This is a genomic window from Massilia sp. Masssp93 (assembly GCF_059491295.1).
On the sequence record NZ_CP168502.1, the window covers coordinates 4254903 to 4278730 of the forward strand.

The window sequence follows — 23828 nt, forward strand, 5'->3', positions numbered from 1 at the left end:
CCCTCGCATAAGTCAAACGTGAGGCCGTGTCATGACGTCGCTATAATGCAAGCCTCATCCAGGACACCTATCCATGACAGCATCGCCACCCGAGGCGGCCCGCGGCGCCGCGCCCAAGCGCCAGCGCGGCCACGAGCGCGTCGCCGCCATCCTCGAGGCCGCCGCCAGCCTCTTCCTCGACAAGGGCTACGACGCGGTCACGATGACCGAGATCGCCGCCAGTTCCGGCACCGCGATCGGTTCGCTGTACCGCTTCTTCCCGTCCAAGGACACCGTGGCCGACGCGCTGCTGGGCACCTATGTCGAACAGCTCGGCGCGGGCCTGGCCGCGCTGCGCGCGCGCGCGAGCGCGCTGGCGCCCGCCGACCTGGCGGATGCCCTCGTGGATGTCATGCAGGAGTTGCGCGCCCGGCGCGGCGTGGCGCTGGCGCTGGTCGACGCGCGCGGCCTGGAAGCGAGCCGGCATCAGGTGCGCGAGACGATGCTGGCCAGTCTGCGCGGCCTGCTGGACGCGGTGCTGCCCGCCCTGCCGCCCGGGCGTGCCGACCCGATGGCGCTGGCGCTGCTGCACGTCCTGAAGGGCGTGGGCCAGGTGCCGCAAGGCGACCCGCACGAACGGGCGCTGCTCGACGAATACCGGCGCCTGTTGCGTGCGTATCTGCTGATGGGCTGATCAGGCGCGCCGCGACGTGGGCCGCGGACGCACGTCTGGCACCGCCGCGTCCCGGCGCGGCAGGCCCAGCGACACGGCGAACGGGATCAGGAAGGGATACAGGGCCCATACGATGCGCCCTTCGACGCGCACGCTCAGCGCCGCGTACAGCGGCGGCAAGGCCATCAGCACGAGCAGGCCGCGCAAGGGCGCGATGCGCGGCGGCGCGCGCCAGATGCCGACGATGGCGAGCGGCAGGACGAGGCCCGCGCAACCGGCGAGCGACAACAGGCCGCGCGTATCGTCCAGCAGCGCGCGCACGGTGCCGAGGTTGGGCACCCAGGCGTAATGCGGCAGGCCCGGAATCAACCACCAGCGCACCGCGACGAGCCACCCGGCCGCGGCGGCCAGCGCCGCGAGCCCTTGCGGCACGGCCACCTGGCGCATCACGAGCAGCCAGCCCAGCAGGAGAATGTTTTCTTCGCGGATCGCGGTCGCGGCCAGGCCGGCCGCCAGCGCGAGGCGCGGCTGCGCCGTCAGCACGGCGAACACGAACAGCATGCGCATGCACACGGCACCCGGATCGACGAGCAGGTACGGCGCATACCAGAACGTGGGCAGCGACAGCACGACGAGCAGCCCCGCCGCCAGCGCCCGCAGGGTGCCGAAGCCCATGCGCCGCACGGTCGCCGTCGCGAGGCAGGCCGTCGCGGTGACGAAGATCCAGTTCAGCGCGGCGAACGTGTTGTGCAGGTCGCCGGGCAGGAAGGCCGCGAGGGCCGGGACGGCCAGGCGGTACGGAAACGGCGCGCGCAACGCCTGCAGCGGAATTTCGCCGCGTACCCAGCGGGCCGTGTCGAAATAGGCGAGCGAATCCTCGACCGTGCCGCCCCAGCGCCACAACATGATCGCGAGAGAAAGAAAAGCGAAACCGCCGATCACGAACGGCCAATTGAAACGTCGGGGGATCCGGGAAACGTTGCCGGGATTGTGTGCCATGGTGCTGACTGTCGGGTTAACAATCTTGCGAGCATAGCGAAATGTTGCCGGCCCGTCCATACGGAGTGTGCAATAAGGCAATGATCGCGATCATGCGGCGCTCGCGCGCGCGCCGGGAATCGTGGATAATTCCGGCCATGAACGACACTACCCAACTCCCACCCCTGCCCGACCGCCTGTCCATCGACCCGAAGAGCCCGCACCACAACGCGGAAGTCTTCAAGCACCCGGTCGGCATCCGTTTCAACGGCAAGGAACGCACCGACGTCGAGGAATACTGCCTGAGCGAAGGCTGGATCAAGGTTGCCGCCGGCAAGACCCTGGACCGCAAGGGCCGTCCGATGCTGATCAAGCTGAAAGGCGAGGTCGAGGCGTATTACGCTGTCTGACCTTGAATCGATAACGCGTTGATGCGACGGCCGCCGGAGTGATCCGGCGGCCGTTTTCGTATTCTGATCTGCGTAGCTGTCGGTTAGTTGCAGAAGCGGTGAGCAGCAGTGAGTCGACGGCTGCCAGGCAGCGTCATTTGCTCAGGTATCGAGCCCGCCCCCGGATGATTTTGCTTTCGGACCGCTTTAATAGCGCTAGCAAAACTCACACATACTATCAGAGCAACATAGGCGTGCACTGAGTTTTAAGGACCTTCGGAAACCGGTGGCTCACCATATCTTTCTCCACATCGAACCTTGCTCGCCGGACGCCTTGGCGCCGGACATCGTCGTCGGCACTGCGGCAACGATTCCGGCTTCACGACAGGCCGCGATTTCTTCACCCTTGACGTAGTCGCAATCGGCTATTGCGGCAAGTAAGGCGGTGCCGATTGCCGTACACGCTTTCACCGCCATGCCAGACGGCCGCGCTCTTGCTGGCGTACCCAGCGACACGGCGTTTCAGGTATGCAGCCGATCCTGGCTGCGATCCATTCGATGACCTCCCTACTGCGAACTGCACTCGCTGACCGCGCGCACGGTCCGCCCGATGCACTCGGGGGCTACCTGGGTTGCTTCTTCATGGCTTCTTAAACAACGAGGCTCTAAAAAATTCGGGACGGTTCAGTACGTATATTCAACGCCAAACAATTAACACATTACCAACATTTTAGAAAGTAACTTCAAATCTGAAATAATGTCGAGATGAAATGCAAGCGCTCATCCGACGGTCGTAAGCTCGACCACCATACTTTGCAAACGATGCGTCAACAGGCGGTCAAGGCGGTCCGCGAAGGGGCGACGCCAGCCAGCCTGGCGACAGCCTACGGCGTGAGCGAGCGGACGATTTACGCGTGGCTGGCCGCGTTCGCCTCCGGTGGGCAAAACGCGCTGTTGGCCAAGCCGATCTCCGGCCGCCCGCCCAAGCTTGGTCCCGACGAGATGCGTTGGGTCGCACGAGCCGTCTGCGACAATTCGCCGCAACAGTTCAAGTTCGAATTCGGCCTGTGGACCCTGTCGCTGATCGGCGAGCTGATCAAGCGGGAGTTTGGCAAATCCCTATCCCTGGCGTCGGTCAGCCGGGTCATGAAACTGCTTGGCTACTCGGCGCAAAAGCCTTTGTATCAGGCCTGGCAACAAGACGCCGCCTTGGTGCGGCAGTGGGAGGCCGAAACCTATCCTGCGATCAAAGCCCAGGCGCGCGCCGAAGGGGCGATGATCTACTTCGCCGATGAGGCGGGTATCCGTTCCGATTACCACACGGGCACCACTTGGGTGCCAGTCGGGCAGACCCCGGTCGTCACCGTCACCGGGCGCCGCTTCTCGTTCAACATGATTTCCGCCGTCAGCCCGCGCGGCGATTTTCGCTTCATGATCCATGAGGGAACCGCCACGGCCAAGACGTTCAAGGAATTCCTGACACGTCTGATGATCGGTGCAACCCAGCCAGTTTTCGTCATCGTCGATGGACATCCCATCCACAAGTCGAAGCTCGTGCGCGACCACGTCGCCACGTTCGCGGGGCGGCTCAAGCTCTTCTACCTGCCTCCCTATTCGCCGCATCTGAACCCAGACGAGCAGGTGTGGGCGCACGTCAAACGTCAGGTCAGCCGCAAGCTCGTCCAAAACGGTGACGACATGAAAAAACTCGCGCTTGGCGCGCTGCGCCGCATTCAGAAACTTCCCGGACTCGTCAAATCGTTCTTCCGTCAACCCGAGTGCCAATACGCCGCGAACTGAATTTACTTTCTAAAAAGTTAGTAACACAAGAGTTAATAATATCGCATTTCGCCGAAATCTCCTGATCCGGTTATATTTTGAAAGAATTGCGAGATAAGGCGATTATTTCCCACTAGGAATTATCGCCAAATATTCCCCAAGATTCTTGTTGCAGACCAAATTTACATCGTGTATTGTAATTGTGAAATCGGTTTCAACTTTAAGGCTATTGATTGGCAATTTGCAGGGGATGAAATGGGTGACTCAATTGTCGCGAGGCGTGTATTTCTTGGCCAATAACAGGGTATTCGAACTTGCATTGGCGTTCCTGAGGAGTTTTCGTGCCCATAATCCAAGTGTGCCGCTATGCCTTATCCCCTTCGATAACGACTGCTCCAAGATAGAGGCATTACAGGATACGTATTCGTTTTCAATATTCGAAGACCAAGGCTTGCTCTCGAGTTGCGACGCAATCAGTCAGGCTTTTCATGGCCGTATTGTCGGCTCTTATCGAAAGTTGGCAGCGTGGGAAGGAATGTTCGATTCTTTTATCTACATCGACATCGATACCGTGTTGACGGCCTCGATCGATTTCGCGTTCAATCATTTGAAGTACGGCGACTATATCGCCTCGCATTCCGATTTGCCCAAGATCCGGCAGTGGGTCTGGAAAGACAGCATATATGAAACCAATCTCCTTAGCCCGCCACAAATTTCCTTCGCGGCCAATACGGGTTTCTTCGTCAGTGCCCGCGGCGTCCTGCCGATCAAGTACTGCGTGGCGAAGGCAAATCATGCCTTGGAGCTCAGGGAGAACATGGAACTCCTGTGCATGGAACAACCATTTCTCAATTATCTTGTAGTGACGTCCGGGTTTCGTTATGGCAGTTTCTCGGTGCTTCGCAAGCTCGGGAGCGCACCAACCGCCAAGCTGGAATGGTGGGCAGGCCTCCCGAATGCCAGTGTAGAGCGAGGGAAATTATATTCGCCATCCGGGGATCCGATTTTCCTCGTGCATTGGGCCCGGATAATGCAAAGCTGCGATACCCGAAGTGAGGTTTTTCCTTACAAGGAATTATGGCACTTCTATCGCCGGGCGGACATTCCGCCGGATGAATTTGAAGAAATGTCAGCGGAATTTGTGATTTCTTGAGCAATTGCGGCTGACCTTTTTGCCTTGGTTCGACCAGCGCTGGATATGTTATGCCGATGTCCTTGCGACTGCGCCCTGAGGCGCCGAGTTCGGGACGCAGCGCACTGCCAAATGAATGGATGAAGGATAGACATGGAAATTAGACGCACATCGGTAATAGCAGTTTCTCCCCTAATGACGCGGAAAGGCGACTGCAGGTTCGCTCCACTGGGCAGAGCGTCATGAGTATCAACGCGACTTTTCCCGGCACGCATGAAGAAGCGATGCCGTTACCGACACTTCCCAGTGGCCTGATCTGCCTGTGCGCGGCGGCGGCAGCCCATAGGCTTCCGGCGGACCCGTATCAGATCGCGCGCAAGCTGGGGCCTATCGCCCGATTCGATCAAACACACATGGCACTTGCGGCCCGTGAATTGAAACTGAGAATAAAGAACACGCGAACGACGCCCAAGCGCCTACAAAAGTTGGCGTTGCCCGTAATCGCCGAGCTCAACTCGGGCGAATACGTGCTGATCGCGCGCAGCGTCGAAAATAGTTTCGTTATCGTCGACCCGGAAACGCCCGGAACGCCCAAACTGTTGAGCACCCTTGAAATGGACAAAATCTGGTCGGGCCGGGTAGTTCTGGTTGCCAGGGGTGACAATGCTCGCTCTTTTGAGAAATTCGGATTTCGATGGTTTCTTCCGTCCATTTTGCGGCAAAAGGCGGCATTAACCGAGGTACTGTTGGCGGCATTTGTCGTGCAATTGTTTGCGATTGGCGCCCCTGTATTCAGTCAGGTCATTATCGACAAAGTGCTGAGTCACAGAAACATATCGACGCTGAACGTTCTTGGCCTTGGAATGATCATCGTATTCACGTTCGAGCTCATCCTTAACATGCTGCAAAATCGCACGCTGACACACGCGACCAGCAAGATTGACGCGACATTGGGGGCGAAAGTTCTGGCGCACCTGATCAGTTTGCCCATGCGGTATTTTGAGGTGCGGCGGGTCGGCGACACGGTCGCGCGGGTAAGAGAAGTCGAAAATATCCGTCAATTCCTGACAGGCGCCTCGATCGGCACGATCCTCGACGGGTTCTTTATTTTCATCTTCCTGGTCGTGATGTTCGTATATAGCTCATCGCTGACGTTCATTGTGCTGTTCGGTATCTTGCCCCTTGCGATACTCGCCGTGATTTCGCGCGCCGTGCTGCAAAACCGTCTCGCGGTGAAATTCGATCGCGGCGCGGAAAGTCACAGCTATCTGATTGAAGTGGTCTCGGGAATCCAGACGGTAAAGTCGTTGGCCATCGAAAGTGAAATCCAGCGACGGTGGGACCGGTTGCTCGCGAAATACGTCAGGTCGACGTTCAGCGTGTCCAACTTTTCCGGCGGCGCAAGCGCAACCAGTCAGACAATCGAGAAATTGACTTCGCTGGCCGTGCTGTGGGTAGGGGCGACGATTGTGCTCGACGGCCAAATTACGCTTGGACAGCTATTCGCTTTCCAGATGCTTGCCGGCCGAGTCACGGGGCCGATGGTCCGTATCGTTCAATTGTGGCAGGGCTTGCAGCAGGTCGGTCTGTCCATACAAAGGATCGCGGACCTGATGGATACGCAGCCGGAAGCGGTCATCCGCACCGAGCGTTCGGGAAATATTCGCCTCGTCGGACGAGTAGCGCTCAAAAACGTAAGTTTTGCGTACACAAAGGATCAGCCTAATGTCCTGAATATGCTAAGTCTGGATGTTCGTCCAGGAAAAGTGATCGGCGTCGTTGGCCGGAGTGGTTCAGGCAAGAGTACGTTGGCCAAGCTACTGCTTGGACTCTATGTTCCTCAGTCTGGAACGATTCAGTTGGACGGCGTCGACTTCCAGCAACTCGACCCGACTTTAATACGGCAACAAATCGGCGTCGTGCTCCAGGAAAACTTTTTGTTCGACGGTTCTGTCGCGGAAAATATCGCAATACAAAATCCTGCTGCCTCCCTCGACTCGATTGTCGCGGCTGCAAAATTAGTGGGCGCACACGAATTCATTTCGGAACTTTCTGAAGGATACGACACGAGGGTCGGTGAGCGCGGAGCGAGCCTGTCGGGTGGGCAGCGTCAGCGGATCGCCATTGCCCGAGCTCTACTTGGCGAACCTCGGATATTGATATTCGACGAGGCGACAAGCGCGCTTGACTCGGCGTCGGAAGGGATTATCCAGGAGAATCTTGCGCGAATTTGCCAAGGGCGCACCGTCTTCATCATCGCGCATCGGCTTTCGACGGTACGCCATGCAGATGAAATACTGGTTTTGGAAAAAGGGGAGCTCAGGGAAAGTGGTACTCACGAGCAGCTAATTGAACAGGGCGGCATCTATTACGACCTCTTCGCACGTCAGTCCGGCGCGCAGCACAACTGGCATCTGCCTGCACTTCAGCAGGAGGTAACCGCATAATGAATCCGAGTCAGCTGACAAAAGAAGAAATTTCGTTTCTTCCTCCGCTCCAGGAGTTGATGAGTGAGCGCCAGTCGTTGTTTAGCCGTTCGGTTCTCTGGACTACGATCGCCTTTTGTCTGATCGCCTGTATTTGGGCATGCATTGGCGAGGTCGATGTCGACGTTACTGGCAGAGCTACATTCATCCCGGACGGCCATACCAAGACGATCCAGACGGAAGAGGTCTCGATCGTCAGAAATATTCTTGTCCACAATGGCGAGCACGTACAAAAGGGCCAGCTTTTAGTGGAACTGGATCCTTCAACCGAAATTGCGGACGCGAGCGCACTCGACGCAAAGCTGAGGTCCGCGGAACTGGAACAAGCGAACCTGACTGCCCTGTTGTCTGGCCGTTCTCCGGTTTATCCGCGCGTGGATGGAGTTGATCCGGCGGACATCGACTCGTTCGAAAAGGCATGGCACGCCAGATCCGCCGCTTTCAGATCCCGGCTGGCCGAGGCAGTGAGCGACAAGGATGCGAAGGCTAGAGTCCTCGCTTCGGAGCGTGACGCGCTCGCGCGTCTCGACGTGGCGTTGGCGAGCGCCATCGAGCGCGAGGCGAGCGCGCGCGGACATGTTGGCGATGTCATAAGTCGTTTCGAGTATCTGCGCCTGGTCGAAGCCGTAGCCAGCTGTAAGAGCGACCTTGCCGCGCAGGTGAACAAGGTTGCTGGTGCCGAGCATGCCCTCCGCGGGGCTGAAGAGCGAATCAATAACATCAATGAAGAGCAGCGTCGACAATTGGAAGTCGAACTTCAGGAAAAAACGCTGACCGCTGTCGGCTTACGGACAGATCTCGAGAAGGTCCGTCACCGTGGCGCGCGAAAGGAGTTGCGCTCACCGGTCTCCGGGATCATCCATTCTCTGGATATCGCGACCATAGGCGGCGTTGTTACGCCGGCGCAAGCCCTACTCAAAGTCGTCCCGGACGATGCGCCGTTGACGGTTGAAGCGTTGGTAAAGAACGAGGATATCGCCGATGTACACCGGGGTCAAAGCGTCGAAATCAGCGTCGATGCCTATCCCAGTGCCCGATATGGCGTAATCGCGGGCGTCGTACGATCGGTCAGTCCCGACACCATCACGCCGGATCACCCCACGAGTGCGGGCTTACAGGATCAGGCGGCCCCCAACACATTTTTTCGAGTCGAGATTCAACCGGAAACGAGCTCGCTTGCCGGCCGCGATGGGCGTGGGCCGATACGCATCGGCATGGAGGCTCAGACCGATATCAAGACGTCTCGTAGAAAGATTATCGAGTATTTACTAGGTCCAGTTTTGACAAACATCCGGAGGGCATTTCATGAAAAATAATCGGAACAGGTATGTTTTTTTTGCTGCACTCGTATCCTGTATGTCTTTGGCGTACGGAGCAGAAATGGCATCCTTTGATAGTTCAACAACAGCAATGTCAGCGAGAAAAACGATGAGTATTAAATTCGGTGCTGTCAGCCAGCGCGACAACTACACGCAAATACAAGAAACTTTGGTCGTGAAACGCAGTGCGGCAGATGGGTTCGCTTGGGCGATGTTATTTCCCGAGGGTCTCAATCCAAAAGTTTGCAAGGAAGTCCTGGAGTTGCCAGTCGCGCCGAAGGCACAATCCATTCAAACCGCTGATATCGTGTATCGAGAAGGCGGGCGTATCGCCATACGGGAAAGTGCAGTCGCCAACGGTGATGTCGGCCTGTTGAAAATGTGGGGTCTGGATCCCGCCGATCCTGTGGGAAAGTACAAGTTGAGTATTTATATCGACGCAAAATTGATAAAAGAAATAAACTTCTCTGTTACCGATTGAGATTCGATAGCTATAAGGACGCGACATGAAAATTTTCCACCCGATATCGAGTCGACACCGGATTGCGCAGGTTTGTTTGCCGTTATGTTTTTTGGCCTCCTGCGGATTTCCAGGCGTCAAGGTCGATATCCGAGGACTCGGCACTTCGCAAATGTCAAGTCTCTTGGGCCAGATCTGGATGAACACACCGGCATCGATTTCGAAGGAGGTTTCCCAGCGGCTTGCGACTAAAAATGGACCAGGAGCAGTGACTGTTGCGGATGCGCAGTCGATGGGATTTGATTGTGGCTCGACGCTCGATAGCTGCCATTTTAGCGGATATGTGAAGTATCACTTTTTGAATGTACCTGCAGAGAATGACGTACCAAAGGTTGGAACCAAACATATTCGCATCAAAATCGTACAGGAGAATCCGTTGCTCGTCCAGACCGATGTCGATGACATTCCGGAATAATTTTCTCTTGCATCATCAACTTACCAAAAGGAGGCTCAAGAATCCAGATAATATAAGCCAGCGCAGTCTTTTCTTTTTACCTCAATGGAGAAATTAATGCCGTATACGATTACTCAATCGCAGAAGCCACTCATTGGTGGCATTGCAGGCCATAACCTTATTGTATTCAAAGATGATCAGGGCAGGGTCTTCAAGGAGTTCGATGGCCTCGCCACCGATTCTTCCGGGAATATCAAGCCGATCGGTTATCTCCCCAGCGACCAATTGAAGGTGTACGAGTCCCCCGGAATACGGTATTACAACGACACCCAGGCCCAGGCCGTGGTTTTCTCCGGTTCGCAGGCGGATGTGATGAATCGCCTGGCCGCTGCTGAGAGCTGTGCAGACCAGATGAATTCTCAGAATATGAGCTATCCGTTCCTGGGCCTCGGGAAGAACAGCAACTCAGTGGATTCGACGCTGATGCAATGCATGGGCTTGACCGAAAACAGGTTACCGAACAGTGCGCCCATCATGCCTGGCGTCGGCGATATCCTTTTGCCGCAGAGCTTTATCGACTCGGTGAAGTCGATGAACGATATCTTCAGTCCTTCGTCCAGTAACTGGGATACCGGCAGCTCGTACGATAACTATTACTCGACGCCATCCTATTTTGAACTGAGCTCGAATTTCGCTTAAACACATAAGCTTGACGAACGCCATCGCAGGCCGGAATGTTCGTCAGGCTTTTCAGATTCAAAAAATACTGATGACTGCTCAACACGCGGCGCGTGCGCGCTGACCGCGTGCGTCTGGTTGGAGACTGATTTTGCGAGTGCCTCAAATTTTTTCCTTACTGCTTGGCGCCACGATGGCGATTTGTGCAAGTAACGTGCAATCCATCACGTTGCACGAAGCTTATCTCGCGGCGCGAGCGCGCGATCCGGAGCTTGCCGGCGGAAAATCCCGCGTCGAAGCCGCTCGTGCAAAGGTGTCGCAGTCAAAAGGCTCGCTTTATCCGGTCATTTCTGCAAACTATCAAAAAGACAGGACCTACGGTTCCGTAGCATTCGAAGAAGAAGATTGGACGCGTCGAGGATATGGGACTAAAGGATGGGAACTGCGGCTGACTCAACCGCTTTTCAATGCGGGAGTCTGGCTCGATTATTCGCAGTCGGAACGCCAGTTTGCACTCGCAAAGCTCGAGTATGCCGATACTGAACAGAATCTCATCTTGCGGGTGTGCCAGGCTTACATTGATGTGCTGACGGCTAACCAGACTGTAGAAAATTCCGAGAAGGCCCTCGCCAACCTGGTCAGGCATTACGAAATCACCGAAAAAGCGTTGCGCTTGGGCACTGGCGTTGGCGTTGACGTTTCAGACGCGGCCGTTGCTCGATACCGCGCGCAAGCTTCCTTGGCGTTCGAGAAGTCACAGCGTGACCTGAAGTTGGACGCATTGAGGCGCCTGACCGGAACGGCCGATCTCGGTCAGCTTCACTATACGTCCGATATCCCGGTCATAGAAACGAAGGGCTCATCGACGGATTGGGCCGGCAGGGCAAGAAATGGGGCACTGAGCGTTCTTGAAAAACAGCTTGCTCGTGTTATCGCTTTGAATGATGTCCGGCGCAGCCAGGCCGATCATCTGCCGACGTTGAACCTGACCGCAACGCGGGGAGGGAATCGTGATAACGGCAACCTGACGCTCCCGTTAAACGTGAGCACGAACCGGATTGTCTCAACCATAGGCGTCAGGCTTGACATACCGATCTTCTCTGGCGGCCAAATGTTTGCAAAGACACGAGAGTCAAAGGCGATGCTTCAGCAGGCCGATGCAAACGTGGACCAGGCCATGGATAGTGCGGAGGGATTGGCACGCGACGCCTACGAGAATCTGAAGGCAACGTCACAGCAATATGTCGTGTTGCTCCAGGCTGTCGAGTTCGCAAACAAGAGCGTCGCCTCGACGCGAAATGGCATTCAAGTTGGCCTCAGGACGACGGTCGATTTTCTCAACGCGGTCGAACGGGAGCAACAGGTGAGCAACGAACTCGTCAAGACCCGATATCAGTTTCTTGTGAGCGGTGCGAAATTGAAATACGCCACGGGCAGCCTGTCGGAGAGCGATCTTGTTGAGATCGATCATCAGCTCAATGCCCTTCATTGAAGTCTGGCCGGATCGGAACGGGTTGACGCTCAGGCTCGCAGTCCACCGAATTAAGCCTCCGGCCAGCCTTCGTAAAGGCGTCCACGAAACGGATTCGTAATTCGCGGTGATGTGGAATTCACAAGAAAAAATATGCTGAACATTGACGATTTCAGAGAAAATTTGGTTGAGTATAAATGTTACGGTATTGCGCAGGCTGAAACCGTTTGGATCAATAATGACGAGGCCCGTGCCCTGACGGGAGTGATGGGCAGCCCTCCAGATAGCGAAGCTTTTGCTCGTTTATTCTCGTATGTGCCGGAAGGTAACGAATGTTTCGGTGCTGCCGAACTGGATTTTTCGAACATGCGGCTCTACCAAGCAGAGCGTTATGGCGGCGATGGCGTCGGAGATAACGGCGGCGGCGGCCGGGCCGGGAATTATGCCGGTTTGCAGATAAAAGGGGCCGGTCCCAACCCGATGGCAAAGTCGAGTTCCGAGTCAAAATGGCATTCCTACGGGTCGTTGCATCTGGCCGATGCGGCCTACGAAGCGATTTTTTCAACGGTACTGAATAATCTGTTGCCGTCGGGGTGCGTGAAGGTATATGGCGTCATCCACACCTCCAGGACAGGCGCATTACAATCGATCGGCATTCAAGACGGCGCTTTCCGGCTTTTGCCGGCTCCTGGAGCGCTGCTCGTTCGGGAACGCTCGCTCAGGCCTGCCCACTTCATGCGGGCGGCGCGTTTTGTACCGTCCAGATCCGCCGGTATTATGGCAGACAGGATGCGTGTACGCGCGGTTAACCGTCAACTCAGGAAGATACTTCGTAGCGACGATAATTTTATCCAGTATCTTGGGACCTTTATTTTTTCTTCCGCGAAGCAGTTTGCGTTTGCCTTGGCCGCGCGGATAACCCACGGTTCACTGACGGCTTCGAACATGTCGATGGATGGTCGCTGGCTCGATCTCACCGAAGCCCGATTTCTAAGTGGCGGCAGGAATTTTTCTGGAAACACGGCATTCTACGACGACGCCACAATCGTAAACCACGTCATAGGCGAGTTGATACATGTTTACGGCAAAAGCAATCTGGTAAATTTTCGGATCGAACCTTTGATGCAATTTTATCAACAGGCATTCGACAGTTGCTTTACCTATTATGCTTTGGTTGTCCTCGGGATACCGCTGCTTGATGCGGCCGATTTTACTGCAGGCGATCACGCCGAGCGCCTCGCCAAGGCATTTCTTTTCGTTATAAAAAAATCGAAACAGGTACTTCGCGAACTGGACGATCTGCCGGATCCGAGCGACCCGGTCATCGAGTTCATTCAATCGTTATATTTATCGCTCGCGGATGCGAAAGAAGGCGCGATGAAAATTGACCGTCTTCTTTCCGGTTCGGATTTGCACGGCGCGGCGGTTATTGACGCGTTCAAGAGCGTATTTTTCCGGTCGGTCGAACTGAGTCCGGCGGGGACACCGACTTTCAGGAATAGCCGAGTGGCGTGTGCCATCAAAGCATTACGTTGGGCCTGTCTATCGGCTTATTTCTACAGAGACAACATCATGTCGGATCTGTATCGGCTTGTGAAAGCGGACCGCCCCGGCGACGTCGGCGAATACATAGACGAGTGCATCGCATACGCCAAGTGGATATTTTCGGACGCAACGACTGGATGTATCGTCATTCTGGAGGCCGGACGTGTGCGGATAACGTTCGATGAAACGAGCGGAACATATGTCGTCAGTGATGGCGCACATCATGAATTCGTACGTTATGCGGATTGTCTGGACTTCGTTTCCCGGCGCCATGCGTGTCTCGTATTGGGAAACGACTTCGATCCATCGTTCTACTTGATTCGAATTGCGAAGATCTTGCAACATCTTGACGTGCAACAGCCCGTCGCTCATCAGCATGCGATTTTGGCGCCTGCCGCAAACAATTGCAATGGCAATGGACTTCATCGCTCCATTCAGCCTGCTACTTAAGGAAGGTGTTTGACGTGACAAACGGTGTTTCGAACGACTTTGGCATCGCGTTGGACTTGGTAAGCCGCCGGCATTTGGGTGTCAGCGCCGCCTCCTTGGCAAACTTGAGATGCGCTGCGGAGGCTGGCACCTTGACTATTCTCCGCAACCCGGTTGGCGCCCCGATCGGCTTTGTATCGTGGGCAGGCGTGAACAAGGACAGCATCCATATGGCGATGACTTATGGGAAGTTCCCGACGAGGCTATGGGAATATCAAGAGGGAAATATTGTATTCATAATGCACGTGCTTTTCTCTCGCCCCTTCGATGTGGAAGCAATAGCGGAACTGAGGCGATTTATCAGGGAGCGACGCGCGATCGCCTATGTCAAGGGGAATCGAAAACGTGTGTTCATTCGGCAGTCGACTGGGTTCAGGCGCTTGAAGTTTTAATGGAGCAATGGCGCGGCATCCGACGCCTGATGAGATGCGCGGTTTGACTAGCGTCCACCGTTGCCGTCGTTAGTGTGTCGTTTAGCCCGTGCGTGACGCGATTGGCCCCATGTCGATAGTTGCTGTGTAATCCATACCATGTAGCGACCTGGCTGATTCCGGCGAATGATGGAAGCCGGCCTGATGCGCTTTATTCTCTGTCAGATATGCAGCGCCAGGCCAACTCGGACCGGAAGCCGCTTGGCTGAACGATAGCAACCGCCTCTGAAGCCGATACATCGGGCGTGAATTTCAGGGCTGGAGATGATCAGTCAAGTCTAAACAACTTGTGGAGCATGCTGATCTTTGCGACGCCTTGTTCGTGTGACGCGAATTCCAGTATGGTTCGCCGACATACTGACGCTCGACCAGACACAAAAAAGCGAGCCCGCAGGCTCGCTTTCCGATGACGACAGGCGCGGATTAGCGGATTAACGCTTGTCCATCGCCGGCACGTCGCGGCGCTGCGAACCGACGAACAGCTGGCGCGGACGGCCGATCTTCTGTTCCGGGTCGGCGATCATCTCGTTCCACTGGGCGATCCAGCCGATGGTACGGGCCATCGCGAAGATACCGGTGAACAGCGAGACCGGGATGCCCAGGGCCGACTGCACGATGCCCGAGTAGAAGTCGACGTTCGGGTACAGCTTGCGCGACACGAAGTAGTCGTCGTTCAGGGCGATCTTTTCCAGTTCCATCGCCAGCTTGAACAGCGGGTCGTCCTGCAGGCCCAGTTCGTTCAGCACCTCGTAGCAGGTTTCGCGCATCAGCTTGGCGCGCGGGTCGAAGTTCTTGTACACGCGGTGACCGAAGCCCATCAGCTTCACACCCGAGTTCTTGTCCTTGACCTTCTCGATGAAGGCCGGGATGTTCTCGACGCTGCCGATTTCCTTCAGCATGTTCAGTGCGGCTTCGTTCGCGCCGCCGTGGGCCGGGCCCCACAGGCAGGCGATACCGGCTGCGATACAGGCGAACGGGTTGGCGCCCGACGAACCGGCCAGACGGACGGTCGAGGTCGATGCGTTCTGCTCGTGGTCGGCGTGCAGGATCAGGATGCGGTCCAGGGCGCGGACGAGGACGTCGTTGACCTTGTACTCTTCGCACGGGTTGCCGAACATCATGCGCATGAAGTTCGCGCTGTACGACAGGTCGTTGCGCGGGTACACGAACGGCTGGCCGACCGAGTATTTATAAGCCATCGCGACCAGGGTCGGCAGCTTGGCGATCAGGCGGATGGCCGAGATTTCGCGCTGGTTCGCGTCGTTGATGTCCAGCGAGTCGTGGTAGAACGACGCCAGCGCGCCGACCGTACCCACCAGCACCGACATCGGATGCGCGTCGCGGCGGAAGCCGCGGAAGAAGAATTGCATCTGCTCGTGGACCATCGTGTGCTTGGTCACGGTGGTGACGAACTTTTCCTTCTGCGCGGCGTTCGGCAGTTCGCCGTTCAGCAGCAGGTAGCAGCTCTCCAGGAAGTCGCAATTGACGGCCAGCTGTTCGATCGGGTAGCCGCGGTACAGCAGCTCGCCCTTGTCGCCATCGATGTACGTGATGGCCGACTGGCAGGCGGCCGTCGACATGAAGCCAGGGTCATAGGTGAACTTGCCGGTCTGGCCGTACAGCTTGCGGATGTCGATGACGTCCGGGCCGATCGTGCCCTTGTAGATCGGCATGTCTACCGATGGGCTGCCGTCCGAGAACGACAGAGTGGCTTTGGTATCAGAGATGTTCATGGCACTTCCTTCTTTGGGAGGTGGGTACAAGATAAAAACGAAATCTTCCGGTTTCGTTACCGGCGTCCGTGACAGCGTGGACGCCTCAGGCTTGCCGCAGGCGCGCCACCAGGGCACGCACGTGCGGCAGGTCGACCTCGCCTTCGGGCTCGGCGCGGCCCAGCAGCAGGTCCATCAGCGGGTTGTCCGCCAGGTCCAGCAAACGGGTCAGCGCATCGACTTCCTCGTCCGTCAGTTCTTCTTCATGCGCGTCGAGGAAGCGCGTGAGGATCAGGTCGTTCTCGAGCAGGCCGCGACGGGCACGCCAGCGCAGGCGGGCACGGTTGGCGGGATCGGATTGATGCGTTTTCACACTAGAGTCCGTTGTTGGGTCAACACTATACTCCGGCTGCAGGCAGTCGACAGTACGGTAGTTTTACTATATTTAAGCAATATTAATTGCGTTACGCCGGCATTTGGTGGGCACGGGGTGCCCACCCTACGTTTGGTACGCATGCATCACCAAACCGTAGGGTGGGCGGCCCCCGCCCACCAAACGCATGCATCGCCGAACGCATGCATCACCAAACGCATGCATCGCCGATTCGTAGGGTGGGCACACCGTGCCCACGCGGACGTCATGCATGGACGACCGGCTCAGATCGCCCGGCGCACCAGCAATTCCTTGATCTTGCCGATGGCCTTGTTCGGATTCAGACCCTTCGGGCACACGTCCGTGCAATTCATGATCGAGTGGCAGCGGAACAGGCGGTACGGGTCTTCCAGGTTGTCCAGGCGCTCGGCCGTCGCTTCGTCGCGCGAGTCGGCGATGAAGCGGTAGGCCTGCAGCAGGCCGGCCGGGCCCACGAACTTGTCCGGATTCCACCAGAACGACGGGCACGACGTCGAGCAGCACGCGCACAGGATGCACTCGTACACGCCGTCCAGCTCCTCGCGTTCTTCCGGCGATTGCAGGCGCTCCTTCTCCGGCGGGATCGAGTCGTTGATCAGGTACGGCTTGATCGAGTGGTACTGCTTGAAGAAGTTGGTCATGTCCACGATCAGGTCGCGGATGACCGGCAGGCCCGGCAGCGGACGCAGCACGATCGGCTGCGTCAGCTCGTTCAGGTTCGTCGTGCAAGCGAGGCCGTTCTTGCCGTTGATGTTCATCGCGTCCGAACCGCACACGCCTTCGCGGCAGGAGCGGCGCAGCGCCAGCGAGTCGTCGACGTCGGCCTTGATGCGCTGCAGCGCATCGAGCAGCATCTTGTCGGTGTCTTTCAGCTCGACGGTGACGTCTTGCATATAGGGCTTCGCATCCTTGTCAGGATCGTAGCGGTAGATTTTCAGGTGGACTGTGCGTGCCATGATTTGCCTAAATTAGAACGTGCGGGGCTTCGGTTTGAACGTGTCGACGGTGAGCGGCTTGGTCACGACCGGCTTGTAGTCGAGGCGATTGTTCTCCGAGTAGAACAGGGTGTGCTTCATCCAGTTCTCGTCGTCGCGGTGCTCGAAATCGCTGTGGGCGTGGGCGCCGCGCGATTCCTTGCGCGCCGCCGCCGACACCACGGTCGCCTTGGCCACTTCGATCAGGTTGTCCAGCTCGATCGCTTCGATGCGCGCCGTGTTGAACACCTTCGACTTGTCCTTGAACGAGACGTGCTTGCGGCGCTCGTCCAGCGCCATGATCTCGCGCACGCCCTCGTCCATCAGCGCCTGCGTGCGGAACACGCCGCAGTGCTTCTGCATCGTGGCGCGGATCGCGTTGGCCACGTCCTGCACCTTCTCGCCGCCGCTCGAATTCTCCAGGCGATTCAGGCGGCCCAGCGCGTAGTCGGCGAAGTCCGCCGGCAGCGCGCGGTTGCCCTGCTCCTTCAGGTTCTGCGCGACGATGTGGTTGCCGGCCGCGCGGCCGAACACCACCAGGTCCAGGAGCGAGTTCGTGCCGAGACGGTTCGCGCCGTGCACCGACACGCACGAGCATTCGCCGATCGCGTACAGGCCATTGACGACCTTCTGCGAACCGGTGCCGTCCGGGGTGACGACCTGGCCGTGGATGTTGGTCGGGATACCGCCCATCTGATAGTGGATGGTCGGGACGACGGGAATCGGTTCCTTGGTCGCGTCGACGTTGGCGAACTTGTGGCCGATTTCCAGGATCGACGGCAGGCGCTTGCGGATGGTATCGGCACCGATGTGGCGCAGGTCGAGCAGCACGTGGTCCTTGTTCGGGCCGACGCCGCGGCCTTCCTTGATTTCCTGGTCCATCGAACGCGACACGAAGTCGCGCGGCGCCAGGTCTTTCAGCGTGGGCGCGTAGCGCTCCATGAAGCGTTCGCCGTTCGAGTTGATCAGGATGCCGCCCTCGCCGCGCACGCCTTCCGTGATCAGGACGCCCGCGCCGGCCACGCCGGTCGGGTGGAACTGCCAGAACTCCATGTCCTGCAGCGGGATGCCGGCACGCGCCGCCATGCCCAGGCCGTCGCCGGTGTTGATGAAGGCGTTGGTCGACGCGGCGAAGATGCGGCCCGCGCCGCCCGTGGCGAACACGGTCGTTTTCGCCTGCAGCATCATGACGTCGCCCGTTTCCATTTCCAGCGCGACGACGCCGAGGACGTCGCCGTCGGCATTGCGCACGAGGTCCAGCGCCTGCCACTCGACGAAGAAGTGGGTGCGCGAACGGACGTTGCGTTGATACAGCGTGTGCAGTAGCGCGTGGCCGGTGCGGTCGGCAGCGGCGCAGGCGCGCTGCACCGGCTTCTCGCCGAAGTTGGCGGTGTGGCCGCCGAACGGACGCTGGTAGATCGTGCCGTCCGGGTTGCGGTCGAACGGCATGCCGAAGTGTTCGAGCTCGTACACGACCTTCGGCGCTTCGCGGCACATGAATTCGATGGCGTCCTGGTCGCCCAGGTAGTCCGACCCTTTCACGGTATCGAACATGTGCCAGTACCAGTCGTCCTCGCTCATGTTGCCGAGCGAGGCGCCGATGCCGCCCTGCGCCGCGACGGTGTGCGAACGGGTCGGGAAGACTTTCGACAGCACGGCCACATTCAGGCCGGCTTCGGATAACTGCAGTGCGGCGCGCAGGCCGGATCCGCCGGCGCCGACGATGACCACGTCGAAATGACGGACGGGGATTGCGGGTTTGATTGCTGCCACGATTACACGCTCCAGAGAATTTGCACAGTCCAGGCGGCGCAGGCGAGCAGCCAGAGCACCGTGGCGATCTGCAGGGTCAGGCGGATGCCGACCGGTTTGACGTAGTCCATCCAGATGTCACGGATGCCGACCCACACGTGGTAGAACAGGCCGAAGAACGTGACCATCGTGAAAAGCTTGAACCACTGGCGGGCGAACAGACCGGCCCAGCCTTCGTAGGTGAAGTTTTGCCCGGTCAGGAACGAGACCAGCAGGATGACCGTAAACACGACCATCACGATGGCGGTGACGCGCTGCGCCAGCCAGTCGCGCATGCCGTAGTGCGCGCCGACGACGAGGCGGCGCTGTCCGATGTTGTTGGGGGTAGCCATGATTATTAAAACACTCCGAACAGTTTGAGGGCGACCAGCAGGGTCAGGACCAGGCTCACGATCAGCACGTAGCGCGCGGTGCGCTGCGCGGCGTCCTTGTCGAGGGCCATGTGGTTGTCCATGAACAGGTGGCGGATGCCGGCGCAGAAGTGGTGCAGGTAACCCCAGGACAGGCCGAGGATGACGATCTTCGTGAACGGATGGCTGACGATCCCGGCGAAGTGCGCGAACGAGATCTCGGAACGCACGCTCTGCTCGAACAGGTAGAGCAGGAACGGCAGGAAGAGGAACAGCACGAAGCCGCTGATACGGTGCAGGATCGACACGATGGCCGACGGCGGCTGCTTGTAATTCATCGTGATGTCCGTAATGCTCACATTACGGATCGGCTGCCCTCTTTTTTGCGCGTTTTTCACGGCTTCGGACATTGGAACACCTCCCTTAAAACTGACTTATTTATATTGGAACCCGGACTACGCCGATTTTGCGACCTGCACGGATTCCGGCTTTTTCGCTGCCAGATCCAGGCTGAAACGCGCCGATCGGGCCTCTTCGACGCTTTCCCAAAATCAAAACATTGTAATCGCTGCCAGCGATTACTGCACCAGCATAGAGCCAGCGCAAAAACTATTCAGGACAATTCGTTTTGGTAATGATGCTTGGCGGTCAGATACAAACCGCGCCGCAGTTCCACCGCCTTGTCCCCATACGTGAACGACACCCGGTCCGCGCACAGCAACGGCGTTCCTTCCGCCACTTTCAGCGCCAGCGCCGTCGGTGCATCGGCCGCCACGGCCCGGATTTTTTCCGTCGCGCGGATCATGCGCGTGCCGAATTCGGATTCGAACAGGCCGTACATCGGCCCCTTGTATTCCGCCAGGCGCTCGCCCGTCAGTCCCTTGAACAAAACCCCGGGCAGCCACAATTCCTCGAGGATCGTGGGCGCGCCGCTGTCGCTCATCAGGCGCTTGATGTAGACCACGGCATCGCCCGATTTCAGGTCGAGCAGGCGCGCCACCTCGGCCGGCGCGCGGATGCGCTTGACCTCGAGGTATTCGTGCTCGAAATGCTGGGGGACGCCTTCGTCGGGCATCAGCTTGAGGAAACGGAAGTGGGCGCGCGCCTCGTTGTGGGTCGCGACGAACGTGCCCTTGCCCTGGCGGCGCACGACGAGGTGCTCGGCGGCAAGCTCGTCGATGGCCTTGCGCACCGTGCCCTGGCTGACCTTGTAGCGGCCGGCCAGCTCGACTTCACTGGGGATCAGTTCGCCCGGTTTCCATTCGCCGGACTGCAGGCTCTGGGTGATGAGCGCCTTGATCTGCTGGTACAGTGGCGAAAATGTGGGGGACGGCGCCGCGCCGCCGACAGCGCTGCCGGCGCCCGTAGTCGTGGCGCCACTGCTGTTCGGATTGGACGAGGCTTGGTTCATAGACTGCGATTTTTTCATAAATCCCCTGGTCCGTCCAGTGAAGAAACCCTCGGATTATGTGTCTTATATAAGACATATGATATGAATTGACAGATGGAATGGCGCAGGACTACACTCGCGGTCGATCGAGCGTGGGCGCCCGCCTGTCAGCAATGCGCCGCACGCCCGCTTCTGGATGGCGCTTTTGGTATCATTGCGGTTTTCCCAAACAGGCGTATCCTTCTGCGTCGCCCCGTTTTCTTTCCCACTTTGGAGATTCATCATGGCTAAAACCCCTAAGCGCGTTGCCGTAACCGGCGCGGCCGGCCAGATCGGCTATTCCCTGCTGTTCCGCATCGCCAACGGCGACATGCTGGGCAAGGACCAGCCGGTCATTCTGCAGCTGCTCGAAATCGACAACGAAAAAGCACAGAAGGCGCTCAAGGGCGTCATGATGGAACTGGAAGACTGCGCATTCCCGCTGCTGGCCGGCATGACCGCCCACAGCGATCCGATGACCGCGTTCAAGGACGCGGACGTCGCCCTGCTGGTCGGCGCCCGTCCGCGCGGCCCGGGCATGGAGCGTAAAGACCTGCTGGAAGCCAACGCCCAGATCTTCACGGTCCAGGGCAAGGCGCTGGATGCCGTCGCGTCGCGTGACGTGAAAGTCCTGGTGGTCGGCAACCCGGCCAACACCAACGCCCACATCGCGATGAAATCGGCCCCGAACCTGCCGGCCAAGAACTTCACCGCCATGCTGCGCCTGGACCACAACCGCGCCCTGTCGCAAGTCGCTGCCAAGACCGGCACGGCCGTCGGCGACATCGAGAAGATGATCGTCTGGGGCAACCACTCGCCGACCATGTACGCCGACTACCGTTTCGCCACGGTCGACGGCAAATCGGTCAAGGACCTGATCAACGACCAGGAATGGAACGCCAACACGTTCCTGCCGACCGTCGGCAAGCGCGGCGCCGCCATCATCGACGCCCGCGGCGCATCGTCGGCCGCATCGGCCGCCAACGCCGCCATCGACCACGTGCGTGACTGGGTGCTCGGCACCAACGGCAAGTGGACCACGATGGGCGTCCCGTCGGACGGTTCGTACGGCATCCCGGAAGGCATCGTCTTCGGCTTCCCGGTGACCACCGAAAACGGCGAATACAAGATCGTGCAAGGCCTGGAAATCGATCCGTTCTCGCAAGAGCGCATCAACCTGACGCTGAAAGAACTGAACGAAGAGCGCGCAGGCGTCGCTCACCTGCTGTAAATCATAGGGCGGGCACTTTTGCCCGCCGTATGCCGGCGTAACACACACGCTTGGTGGGCACGGGGTGCCCACCCTACGACGCTGGACGGTTCGTAGGGTGGGCTCCCCGAGCCCACGTAATGCATACCCAGGACTCGACATGCATCCTTCCGAGGTTTTATTCCAGGGCCAACGCCAGCCGCCGCTGCTCCCCGCCTGCGACCACTACGCCGGCAGCGAGAAGCTGATGCGCAAGTCGATGGCGCTGCAACAAGAGCTTGGGCCGATTTTCGACATCACCTTCGACTGCGAGGACGGCGCCAGCGCCGGCGCCGAGCGCGCCCACGCCGAACTGGTGGCGGCGCTCGTGGGCGGCGACGACAACCGGTTCAACCGCATCGGCGCGCGCCTGCACGACGTCACGAGCAGCCACTTCGAGCAGGACGTCGAGATCATCGTGGGCGCCGCCGCGCAAAAGCTCGCGTACGTCATGCTGCCCAAGCCGAACGGCCTCGACGACGTCCTGCGCGCGCAGGAGTCCGTCAACCGCGCGGCCGCGAAAGCCGGGCGCGCCGCCCTGCCGCTGCACGTGCTGATCGAGACGCACGGCGCCCTGCACGACGCGTACGCCATCGCCGCCCTCCCCCAGGTCGAATCGCTGTCGTTCGGCATCATGGACTTCGTCTCGGCGCACTACGGCGCGGTGCCGGCCGCCGCGATGCGTACACCAGGTCAATTTACCCACCCACTCGTCGTGCGGGCGAAGCTGGAGATGGTTGCTGCATGTCATGCGCACGACAAAGTCCCTTCGCATAATGTGACGACCGAGATCAAGGACAGCGCGGTGGTCGCCAACGATGCCCAGCGCGCCGCCGCCGAGTTCGGATTCACCCGCATGTGGAGCATCCACCCCGACCAGATCAAGCCGATCGTCAAGGCGTTCACGCCGCGCCTGGCGGAAGTGAACGAAGCGACCACGATCCTGGCCGCGGCGATGGCGAAGGACTGGGGCCCGATTGCCCACGCCGGCCGCTTGCACGACCGCGCCAGCTACCGATATTATTGGACGGTGTTGCAGCGCGCGAAGCTGGCCGGCCTTGCGCTGCCGGATGCCGCCGCGGCACTCGTCAATCAACCGGAATCCATCTGATGTCCATCACTCTGAAACAAATCGCCGCCGCCTGTGCCTTTGCGCTCGCGGCCGCCGGTGTTTGCGCGCCGGCATCCGCCACCACCCACGACACGCATCCGAAGGCCACCAAGGTCCTGAAGGAAAAAGCCAGGTCTTCCAAGCACAAGAAGGCGAAAAAAGAAGCCCCGAAGCCGGCGGTCGCCGACACCGAGCCGGAACCGGACGTCACGGACACGACGATGGCCGAGTACTCGTGCGAACTGAACAACAAGGTCGCCATCTACCGCAACCCGATGGACGACAGCCACATCGCCCTGCGCTGGCAAAACCACCTGCGCCGCATGGACAAGGTGGGCACGACCACGGGCGCGCAGCGCTACGAAAACACGAACGTCGGGCTGGTCTGGATCGGCATCCCGTCGAAAGGCATCCTGCTCGACTCGAAGCAGAACCGCCAGCTGGCCAACGAATGCAAGGATGCCGAGCAGGCCAAGCCGGTGGTGGCCGCGGCGCCGGCCGAAAAGAAAAGCTGAT

The 23828-nt window shown here is 58.7% G+C and carries 23 protein-coding genes; 14 read left to right on the top strand and 9 right to left on the bottom strand.

The features are described from left to right. Nucleotides 1–73 precede the first annotated feature (73 nt). On the top strand, nucleotides 74–673 hold the full coding sequence (locus ACEN9Q_RS17475) for a TetR/AcrR family transcriptional regulator (RefSeq protein WP_495625451.1): 600 nt from the start codon (nucleotides 74–76) through the stop codon (nucleotides 671–673). Here ACEN9Q_RS17475 and ACEN9Q_RS17480 read toward each other — a convergent pair whose 3' ends face one another. Further along, the gene (locus tag ACEN9Q_RS17480) at nucleotides 674–1651 is read right to left on the bottom strand and encodes a hypothetical protein (RefSeq protein WP_495625452.1); all 978 of its coding nucleotides are present in this window, start codon (nucleotides 1649–1651) and stop codon (nucleotides 674–676) included. Between the two features lie 137 nt (nucleotides 1652–1788). Between ACEN9Q_RS17480 and ACEN9Q_RS17485 the strand changes: the two genes are divergently transcribed. After that, complete coding sequence (locus tag ACEN9Q_RS17485) at nucleotides 1789–2040, top strand: DUF3297 family protein (protein ID WP_056442269.1); 252 nt, start codon at nucleotides 1789–1791, stop codon at nucleotides 2038–2040. A 270-nt stretch (nucleotides 2041–2310) separates the two neighbouring features. Here the strand turns inward: ACEN9Q_RS17485 and ACEN9Q_RS17490 are convergent, their stop codons facing one another. Continuing rightward, nucleotides 2311–2496, bottom strand: a complete 186-nt coding sequence (locus tag ACEN9Q_RS17490) for a hypothetical protein (RefSeq protein ID WP_495625453.1) — start codon at nucleotides 2494–2496, stop codon at nucleotides 2311–2313. Nucleotides 2497–2784: 288 nt separating this feature from the next. Here ACEN9Q_RS17490 and ACEN9Q_RS17495 point away from each other — a divergent pair, with 288 nt between their 5' ends. The 9 genes from ACEN9Q_RS17495 (at nucleotide 2785) to ACEN9Q_RS17535 (ending at nucleotide 13793) form a co-directional block, all read left to right on the top strand. Beyond that, entirely contained in the window at nucleotides 2785–3819 is a 1035-nt protein-coding gene (locus tag ACEN9Q_RS17495; RefSeq protein WP_495625454.1) for an IS630 family transposase, read from the top strand. A gap of 148 nt (nucleotides 3820–3967) precedes the next feature. Beyond that, a complete protein-coding gene (locus ACEN9Q_RS17500) occupies nucleotides 3968–4951 on the top strand; it encodes a glycosyltransferase family protein (RefSeq protein WP_495625455.1) in 984 nt (327 codons plus the stop codon). Nucleotides 4952–5172: 221 nt separating this feature from the next. Further along, a complete protein-coding gene (locus ACEN9Q_RS17505; protein ID WP_495625456.1) occupies nucleotides 5173–7377 on the top strand; it encodes a peptidase domain-containing ABC transporter in 2205 nt (734 codons plus the stop codon). Continuing rightward, a complete protein-coding gene (locus ACEN9Q_RS17510; RefSeq protein ID WP_495625457.1) occupies nucleotides 7377–8732 on the top strand; it encodes an HlyD family type I secretion periplasmic adaptor subunit in 1356 nt (451 codons plus the stop codon). The genes ACEN9Q_RS17505 and ACEN9Q_RS17510 overlap by 1 nt, the downstream gene beginning before the upstream one ends. A gap of 64 nt (nucleotides 8733–8796) precedes the next feature. Beyond that, on the top strand, nucleotides 8797–9216 hold the full coding sequence (locus ACEN9Q_RS17515) for a PM0630 family protein (RefSeq protein ID WP_495625458.1): 420 nt from the start codon (nucleotides 8797–8799) through the stop codon (nucleotides 9214–9216). A gap of 25 nt (nucleotides 9217–9241) precedes the next feature. Beyond that, entirely contained in the window at nucleotides 9242–9670 is a 429-nt protein-coding gene (locus tag ACEN9Q_RS17520; protein ID WP_495625459.1) for a hypothetical protein, read from the top strand. Nucleotides 9671–9766: 96 nt separating this feature from the next. After that, nucleotides 9767–10348: a hypothetical protein gene (locus ACEN9Q_RS17525; protein WP_495625460.1), complete on the top strand. Its 582-nt coding sequence runs from the start codon at nucleotides 9767–9769 to the stop codon at nucleotides 10346–10348. Between the two features lie 193 nt (nucleotides 10349–10541). After that, the gene (locus ACEN9Q_RS17530; protein WP_495625461.1) at nucleotides 10542–11819 is read left to right on the top strand and encodes a TolC family protein; all 1278 of its coding nucleotides are present in this window, start codon (nucleotides 10542–10544) and stop codon (nucleotides 11817–11819) included. 132 nt (nucleotides 11820–11951) lie between these two features. Beyond that, nucleotides 11952–13793 (top strand): hypothetical protein, encoded by a 1842-nt coding sequence (locus ACEN9Q_RS17535; protein ID WP_495625462.1) that lies wholly within the window; start codon nucleotides 11952–11954, stop codon nucleotides 13791–13793. A gap of 901 nt (nucleotides 13794–14694) precedes the next feature. Here ACEN9Q_RS17535 and gltA read toward each other — a convergent pair. The 7 genes from gltA to ACEN9Q_RS17570 form a co-directional block, all read right to left on the bottom strand. Continuing rightward, nucleotides 14695–15996 (bottom strand): citrate synthase, encoded by a 1302-nt coding sequence (gene gltA / locus ACEN9Q_RS17540; RefSeq protein ID WP_495625463.1) that lies wholly within the window; start codon nucleotides 15994–15996, stop codon nucleotides 14695–14697. 85 nt (nucleotides 15997–16081) lie between these two features. Further along, nucleotides 16082–16348 carry an FAD assembly factor SdhE gene (locus tag ACEN9Q_RS17545; protein WP_047823985.1) on the bottom strand — a complete coding sequence of 89 codons (267 nt, stop codon included), beginning with the start codon at nucleotides 16346–16348 and terminating at the stop codon, nucleotides 16082–16084. A 284-nt stretch (nucleotides 16349–16632) separates the two neighbouring features. Beyond that, on the bottom strand, nucleotides 16633–17343 hold the full coding sequence (locus ACEN9Q_RS17550) for a succinate dehydrogenase iron-sulfur subunit (RefSeq protein WP_495625464.1): 711 nt from the start codon (nucleotides 17341–17343) through the stop codon (nucleotides 16633–16635). Between the two features lie 12 nt (nucleotides 17344–17355). After that, nucleotides 17356–19134, bottom strand: coding sequence for a succinate dehydrogenase flavoprotein subunit (gene sdhA / locus ACEN9Q_RS17555; protein ID WP_495625465.1), 1779 nt, complete (start codon nucleotides 19132–19134; stop codon nucleotides 17356–17358). Nucleotides 19135–19136: 2 nt separating this feature from the next. Beyond that, nucleotides 19137–19505, bottom strand: coding sequence for a succinate dehydrogenase, hydrophobic membrane anchor protein (gene sdhD, locus ACEN9Q_RS17560; RefSeq protein ID WP_322404968.1), 369 nt, complete (start codon nucleotides 19503–19505; stop codon nucleotides 19137–19139). A gap of 5 nt (nucleotides 19506–19510) precedes the next feature. Next, the gene (sdhC, locus tag ACEN9Q_RS17565) at nucleotides 19511–19933 is read right to left on the bottom strand and encodes a succinate dehydrogenase, cytochrome b556 subunit (protein WP_495625466.1); all 423 of its coding nucleotides are present in this window, start codon (nucleotides 19931–19933) and stop codon (nucleotides 19511–19513) included. Nucleotides 19934–20136: 203 nt separating this feature from the next. After that, on the bottom strand, nucleotides 20137–20934 hold the full coding sequence (locus ACEN9Q_RS17570; protein WP_495625467.1) for a GntR family transcriptional regulator: 798 nt from the start codon (nucleotides 20932–20934) through the stop codon (nucleotides 20137–20139). 262 nt (nucleotides 20935–21196) lie between these two features. Between ACEN9Q_RS17570 and ACEN9Q_RS17575 the strand changes: the two genes are divergently transcribed. The 3 genes from ACEN9Q_RS17575 (at nucleotide 21197) to ACEN9Q_RS17585 (ending at nucleotide 23827) form a co-directional block, all read left to right on the top strand. Then, complete coding sequence (locus tag ACEN9Q_RS17575; protein ID WP_495625468.1) at nucleotides 21197–22183, top strand: malate dehydrogenase; 987 nt, start codon at nucleotides 21197–21199, stop codon at nucleotides 22181–22183. 139 nt (nucleotides 22184–22322) lie between these two features. Continuing rightward, a complete protein-coding gene (locus ACEN9Q_RS17580; RefSeq protein WP_495625469.1) occupies nucleotides 22323–23312 on the top strand; it encodes an HpcH/HpaI aldolase/citrate lyase family protein in 990 nt (329 codons plus the stop codon). After that, on the top strand, nucleotides 23312–23827 hold the full coding sequence (locus tag ACEN9Q_RS17585; protein ID WP_495625470.1) for a hypothetical protein: 516 nt from the start codon (nucleotides 23312–23314) through the stop codon (nucleotides 23825–23827). Before ACEN9Q_RS17580 ends, ACEN9Q_RS17585 begins: the two co-directional genes overlap by 1 nt. Nucleotide 23828: the final 1 nt, after the last annotated feature.